This window comes from Mesorhizobium sp. WSM4816, assembly GCF_055811535.1.
In genome coordinates this window covers 1-6,359 of record NZ_JBVVQR010000065.1, presented here as the reverse complement: position 1 = coordinate 6,359, position 6,359 = coordinate 1, and the positions used below count along the sequence as shown (strand labels likewise).

Sequence of the window (6,359 nt, the reverse complement as noted above, 5' to 3'; positions counted from 1 at the left end):
TCGCCCCCGCCGTGGGGGGGGGGGGGGGGGGTGTTTTTGGGGGGGGGCGCCCCCCTTGGGGGGCGCGGGGGGTTTTTTTTTTGGGGGCCGCCCCCCCCCCCCCCCGCGGGGGCCCCCCCCCCCCCCCCCCCTGACGGTGACGAAGACGATGACCACGTCCTGCAGCGTCGCCGGCAGGGCGCTCTCAAAAATGTCTTTCAGCACGTCGCGGCGGTGGCGCAGGCCGAGATCGTTGAGCAGCGCCTTCATGATCGCGGCGTGGCCGGGGTAGCGGATGGTACGATAGTTCAGCGTGCGCACCTTGCCCTTCAGCGTTTCGGCCAGCGTGCCGAGCCCGCCCGAGGTGTTGAACGCCTCGTAGGTGACGCCGTCGAGCGAGAATTCCTCGCGCTCCTCCAGCGGCGGTACCTCGATCAGTTCGCCTTCGACGATCGCCTCGCAAGGCTCGCAATATTCGTTGATGACGCCGTCCGTGCTCCAGGTCAGATTGTAGTTCAGCGCATTCGACGGGTATTGCGGCAGTGCGCCGACCCGCATGCGCACGCTCTCCAGCGTGTCGAAGCGGCTGGCGAGATCATTGGCGACGATCGAGATGAAGCCCGGCGCCAGCCCGCATTGCGGGATGAAGGCGCTGTCGGCGGTACGCGCCAATTGCCTGACGCGCCGGGTCGCGACGACGTCCTCGGTCAGGTCGAGATAATGCACTCCGGCGCTGGCCGCCGCTTCGGCGATGCGCGTGGTCAGGTGGAAGGGGGCGGCGCTGAGCACCGCGAACTTGCCGGCCAGGGCCGCTTCGAGCGTGCCGGCGGCTTCGATGTCGAGTTCCAGCGTCTCGACCGTTTCAGGCAGTTCGGCCGCGCCGAGCTGTGCGGCCGAACGGTCGACGAGCGTTATGTGATAGTCGCCGGTGGAAACCAGCATCTCGGCGATGGTCGAGCCGATCTTGCCGGCGCCGACAATTATGATGTTCTTCATGACAGTGCCCTCGCCTCGTCTTTCAAAGAGCGGACAGAATCGCAGCTTGCCTGTCGAAAGGAAGTGTTGAACTGTTCAAAACGAAGTGCCAAATTGGACAGTATGCCGATGAGGTTCGTCGAAAGTGCTTAGCAACGCCGAACAGGCCCTGCTCTCCCTGCTGCGCGCGAATGCGCGCGCCTCGACGGCCGAGCTGGCGCGGCGGCTCGGCGTGTCGCGGACGACGGTGCAGAGCCGGATCGAGCGGCTGGAACAGCGCGGCATCATCACCGGCTATGGCGTCCGCCTTTCACCCGACTACGAACAGGGACTGGTGCGGGCGCATGTCCTGCTCACCGTCACGCCCAAGCTTGCCGACAAGGTGGTGCGCAGCCTGCAGGCGCTGCCGCCGGTGCGGACGCTGCATTCGGTGAGCGGCAATTTCGACATGATCGTTGTCGTCGACGCGCCGTCGATCAAGGACCTCGACACGCTTCTCGATGAGATCGGCGCGATGGACGGGGTCGAGCGGACATCGTCGTCGATCATCCTGTCGACGCGGATCGACCGGTGAGTGCTGCCCGCGTTGGCGCGGCCCAGAAACGCTGGCGGGACAGCACCCCCCTCTGCCCTGCCGGGCATCTCTCCCTCAAGGGGGGAGATCGGCAATTTTGGCGCTCCTCTTACGCTTGCGACGCTCCTGTAACAAAGCAACATCATTCGCAAAAAAATGTTGCTTTCCAACACAACCTATATGAGAATTGCGCGGACAGGCCGGTTTGAACGAGAACACACAGGACGCCGATGCAATTTGATCTCCTGCTGAAGGGCGGCCGCCTCATCGATCCGGCGTCCGGCCTCGACGCGCGACGCGATCTGGCCATCGTCAACGGCCGCATCGCCGCGATCGATCCCGACATTCCCTTCGAGCGCGCCGCGCGCGTCATCGATGCGACGGGGTCCATCGTCGCGCCCGGCCTCATCGACCTGCATAGCCACGTCTATTGGGGCGGCACATCGCTCGGCGTCGACGCCGACCGCCTCGCCGCAAAAAGCGGCACCACAACCTTCATCGACGCCGGAAGCGCTGGCGCCGGCAACTTCCTCGGCTTTCGCCGCCACGTCATCGAGCGCTCGAAGGTCCGCATCCTGGCCTATGTCAACATTTCCTTTGCCGGCATTTTCGGCTTCTCGCAGACCGTTTCGGTCGGCGAGTGCAGCGATCTGCGGCTCTGCGAACCGCGCGAGACGGTGGCAGTGGCGCGCGAGCACGCAGACGTGGTCGTCGGCGTAAAAGTACGCTCGGGCCGCCATGCCGGCGGCAGCAGCGGCATCGCGCCGGTCGATCTGGCGCTCGAGGCTGCCGACCATGCCGGCCTGCCGCTGATGGCGCATATCGACGAGCCGCCGCCGGGCCGCTCGGAAGTGCTGCCGCGGCTGCGCAAGGGCGATATTCTCACCCACTGCTTCCGGCCGTTTCCCAATGCGCCGGTCTTCGCCTCCGGCGCGGTGCGGCCCGACATGCGGCTGGCGCGCGAGCGCGGCGTCATCTTCGACATCGGCCACGGCATGGGCTCGTTCGATTTCTCGGTTGCCAGGGCGATGCTCAGCGAAGGGCTGGCGCCTGACGTGATCAGCAGCGACGTGCATCTCTACTGCGTCGACGGTCCGGCCTTCGACATTCTGGTGTGCATGTCGAAATTGCTGGCGCTCGGCATGCCGCTGGTCGAGGTGCTGCGCGCGGCGACACAACGGCCGGCCGAGGCGATCGCAAGGCCCGAGCTTGGCACGCTTAAGGTCGGTGCCGTCGGCGACATCGCGGTGCTGCGGCTGCGTCCGGGCCGTTTTACCTTTGGCGATGCGGTCGGCGCGTCGCTGGTCGCCGAGCAGCGGCTGGTCTCGGACGGCATCGTGATCGGCGGCACCTGGTGGCCGAACGAAGCGGCTAACGATTTTGGCGATACCGACCGCTACGAAGCGCATGCGCATGAGACGCATGTCGATGTGGTGAGCCGGCATTTCGGGCGTGGGTGAAGGCTGGGCGGCTCTTCCTTCTCCCCTTGTGGGAGAAGGTGGCCGAGCGAAGCGAGGTCGGATGAGGGGTGCTCCAGAGAACACCAACGCCTCATTCCGTCCAACACCCCTCATCCGTCTTGGCGCTGCGCGCCAATCCACCTTCTCCCACAAGGGGAGAAGGAGAGGAACGCTGCTACCCATAGACCGGCGTCGCCATCCCTTCCATCCGCGCCTTGATCTGCAGCGCCACATATTTCGAGTAAAAGCGCGACAGCGCCAGATTGCCGCCGTGGAACCATAGCGCTTCCTGCGCCGTCGGCTTCCACATGTTGCGCAATTCGCCTTGCCATGGTCCCGGGTCGCCTTTCACGCCCGAGCCAATACCCCAGCACGGCCCGACCTTGTCGGCGACGTCGCGCGAGACGATCGCCGCCACGGTTTCGTTCATCGACTGATAGCCGGTGCAGGAGATGATCGCATCGGCCGCCAATTCGCTGCCGTCGTCGAACAGGATTCCGGTCGGCGTCAGCGACTTGATCTCGACAGCGTTGCGGATGCCGATCGCGCCGTCGATGATCAGATCGGACGCGCCGACGTCGATATAGTAGCCCGAGCCGGTGCGGTAGGCCTTCATCAGCAGCCCGGTCTCGTCGTCGCCGAAATCGATGGCGAAGCCGGCACCGCGCAAGCGGTCGTAGAAGGCCGCGTCACGCGCCTTGATGATGTCGTACAGCGCCCGCTGGCTTTGCGGCAGCAGCGCGAACGGCGTCGAGGCGACGATCATGTCGGCCTTTTCGGTGGTGATGCCGCGGGCCAGCGCCTTTTCCGAAAAGATCTCGAAGCCGACTTCCATCAGCGTGTCTGACTTCACCACCGTCGTCGGCGAGCGCTGGATCATGGTCACCGCAGCGCCGCTCTCCCAGAGGTCGACGGCGACATCGTGCCCCGAGCTTGCCGCGCCGATGACCGCGACGCGCCTGCCGCGGAATGTCTCGCCGCTAAAATACTGGCTGGAATGCAGGATTTCGCCCTGGAACGCAGCGGCGCCCGGCAGGTCGATTTGCCGCGGCGGGCCATAGGCGCCGGTTGCGAAGACGATGTGCTTTGGCATCAGCGTGATGCGCTCGCCGGCGCGGTCGACCTCGACCGTCCAGATTTTTTTGGCTTCGTCGTAGGACGCGCTGATGCATTCTGTGGAGGTCCAGTAATTGAGCTCCATGACGCGCGTGTACATTTCCAGCCAGTCGCCCATCTTGTCCTTGGGCGTGAACACCGGCCAGTTTTCCGGAAACGGGATGTAGGGCAGATGGTCGTACCAGACGGGATCGTGCAGCACGAGCGAGCGATAGCGGTTGCGCCAGGAATCGCCGGCCTGCGCATTCTTCTCGATGACGATGGCCGGCACGCCGAGCTGCCGCAGCCGTGCGCCCAGCATGATGCCGCCCTGGCCGCCGCCGATGACCAGGCAATAGGGCTGCTCAATGGCACCGAGATCACGCGCCTCGCGCGCCCTCGCCTCGGCCCAGGTCTCGCGGTCCGGATCGGCCTGGTGGCGGACACCCAGCGGCCGCGCCGGTCCCTTGCGCTCCTCAAAACCCTTGAGGTCGCTCATCGCCGTGAACAGCGTCCGGCATCTGCCGTCTGCCAAGCGCATGATGCCCTGGCCCCACGACGATGACGTCTCGAAGCTGAACCAGGCTTCTATCGTGCCTTCGTGCGAGCTTGCTTCGCCAGTGAGCTGCCAGGCAGTCGGCCTGGTCGCCGCCAGAGTGGCGTCCAGCATGTCGCGGATCGCCGCGCGGCCTTCCATCGTCTTGATGTTCCAGGTGAAGGTCAGCAGATCGCGCCAGTAGCAGTCCTCGACGAACAGATTGGCCGCGGCCGCGGCGTCGCCCGCCTCGAGGGCGCGGGAGAGAGAGGAAAGCCAGCTGGCCGCCTGTTTTGAGGGTGCCATGTCGAGCATTTTTTTCTCCTTCGAGTCGGCGAATCCGGATTGGGTCGTCAATTGTCGAACTCGGCGCTGCCCCTCATCCGCCTGCCGGCACCTTCTCCCCGTGAACAACGGGGAGAAGGGACAAGCTCCAGCGCTGGCGACCCCCTCTCCCCGTTCTTCACGGGGAGAGGGCAAGGGTGAGGGGCAGCGCAAACGCCCGTCAACCAGGCCTCAATCCCCCAGCGGCTCCATCTCTTTGCCCGTCCTGTGGATCTGGGCGTTGTATTTGATGCGGCGGACGGTTTCGCGGGCCGAGCCGTCGAGCTTGTAGGCTGCCGCCACCGCCATCAGGTCGATCGCGGCCAAAAAGGAGAAGCGCGAGGCGGTCGGCTTCAGCGTGTCGGGATATTCGGGCACCGCCACCGTCAGCCTGACGTCGCAGGCGCGGGCAAGCTCGGTATCGGGCGCGGTCACGCCGATCGCATTGGCGCGGTAATGCTTGGCCAGCTCGACGGCCTCGATCACTTCGCGGGTGCGTCCGGTCGCCGAAATGGCGATCACCAGGTCGCCGGGCTTCAGGGTCGAGGCGGTCATCCGCATCAGATAGGGGTCGCATTGGGCGACGACGGTGATGCCATAGCGGAACAGCCGGTACTGGGTCTCCTGCGCCAGCGCCGAAGAGCTGCCGCCGAGGCCGAACACCGTGACCTGGCGCGCCTTGGCGATGAGCTCGGCGGCTTTCAGCAGCTGCGCCGGATCAAGCTGCCGTTCGGCCTCCTGCAGCGCCCGGCGGGCCTCGCCGAACACGGCATTCCAGAACGGCATGCCATTGTCGCCGTTCAGCGGCGGCGGCTTGCTCAGATAGAGCGCGCCGACGACCAGGCTCTGCGCCAGCTTCAGCTTGAAATCGCGAACCCCTTCGCAGCCGATGGCGCGGCAGAACCGGGTTACTGTGGGTTCGCTGACTTGGGCGCGCTGGGCGAGGACGGCGTTGGAGGCGTCGACCGCGAATTTGACATCGTCGAGCACGACATCGGCGACGCGCCGCTCCGCCGGGCGCAATTCACCGTAAGAATCCTTGACCAGCGAAATGATGTCGGGGATGCGCCTGATATGATCGCGTCCATCCGGGCCGCCGTCCGAGGTCAATCGTTGATGGCCTTCAGCTTCGGTCATGACTCATCCCCGCCGTTTGTGGAGCTCGACCTCTATCATGTTTGCGTGGCCGGTTTGCGAAGTATGTAGGAAAGCAACAAGCTTTTCAAGAAATAGAAAAGCTAATTCAAACAACACTGTAGTCGCGGTGCAAACGATCTCGATGATTAGAGCCGTGGTCGCCGTTCGACCGCAAGTTGGAGAGTTACGGGACGCGCGCCTCCCCTTCTCCCACAAGGAGGGCTTTGCACGGGGGCCGAAGTTTGGCGCAGATGGCGCATGGGGCGTTTTTTGAAACGCA

5 protein-coding genes are annotated in these 6,359 nt (G+C 65.0%); 2 read left to right on the top strand and 3 right to left on the bottom strand.

The genetic code is table 11. The features are described 5' to 3' along the window. Positions 1-975 (bottom strand): saccharopine dehydrogenase family protein (locus AC0L3H_RS32205; protein ID WP_473588165.1); only part of this gene is annotated, 975 nt, incomplete at its 3' end. Positions 976-1,099: 124 nt separating this feature from the next. Here AC0L3H_RS32205 and AC0L3H_RS32200 point away from each other — a divergent pair. Both AC0L3H_RS32200 and AC0L3H_RS32195 read left to right on the top strand, forming a co-directional pair. Beyond that, the gene (locus AC0L3H_RS32200; RefSeq protein WP_128175259.1) at positions 1,100-1,528 is read left to right on the top strand and encodes an Lrp/AsnC family transcriptional regulator; all 429 of its coding nucleotides are present in this window, start codon (positions 1,100-1,102) and stop codon (positions 1,526-1,528) included. A gap of 230 nt (positions 1,529-1,758) precedes the next feature. Continuing rightward, the gene (locus AC0L3H_RS32195; RefSeq protein ID WP_473588164.1) at positions 1,759-2,988 is read left to right on the top strand and encodes an amidohydrolase/deacetylase family metallohydrolase; all 1,230 of its coding nucleotides are present in this window, start codon (positions 1,759-1,761) and stop codon (positions 2,986-2,988) included. Between the two features lie 175 nt (positions 2,989-3,163). Here the strand turns inward: AC0L3H_RS32195 and AC0L3H_RS32190 are convergent, their stop codons facing one another. Further along, positions 3,164-4,933, bottom strand: coding sequence for a flavin-containing monooxygenase (locus tag AC0L3H_RS32190; protein WP_473588163.1), 1,770 nt, complete (start codon positions 4,931-4,933; stop codon positions 3,164-3,166). Between the two features lie 201 nt (positions 4,934-5,134). Then, positions 5,135-6,079 carry a MurR/RpiR family transcriptional regulator gene (locus AC0L3H_RS32185; RefSeq protein ID WP_473588162.1) on the bottom strand — a complete coding sequence of 315 codons (945 nt, stop codon included), beginning with the start codon at positions 6,077-6,079 and terminating at the stop codon, positions 5,135-5,137. Between the last annotated feature and the right edge of the window lie 280 nt (positions 6,080-6,359).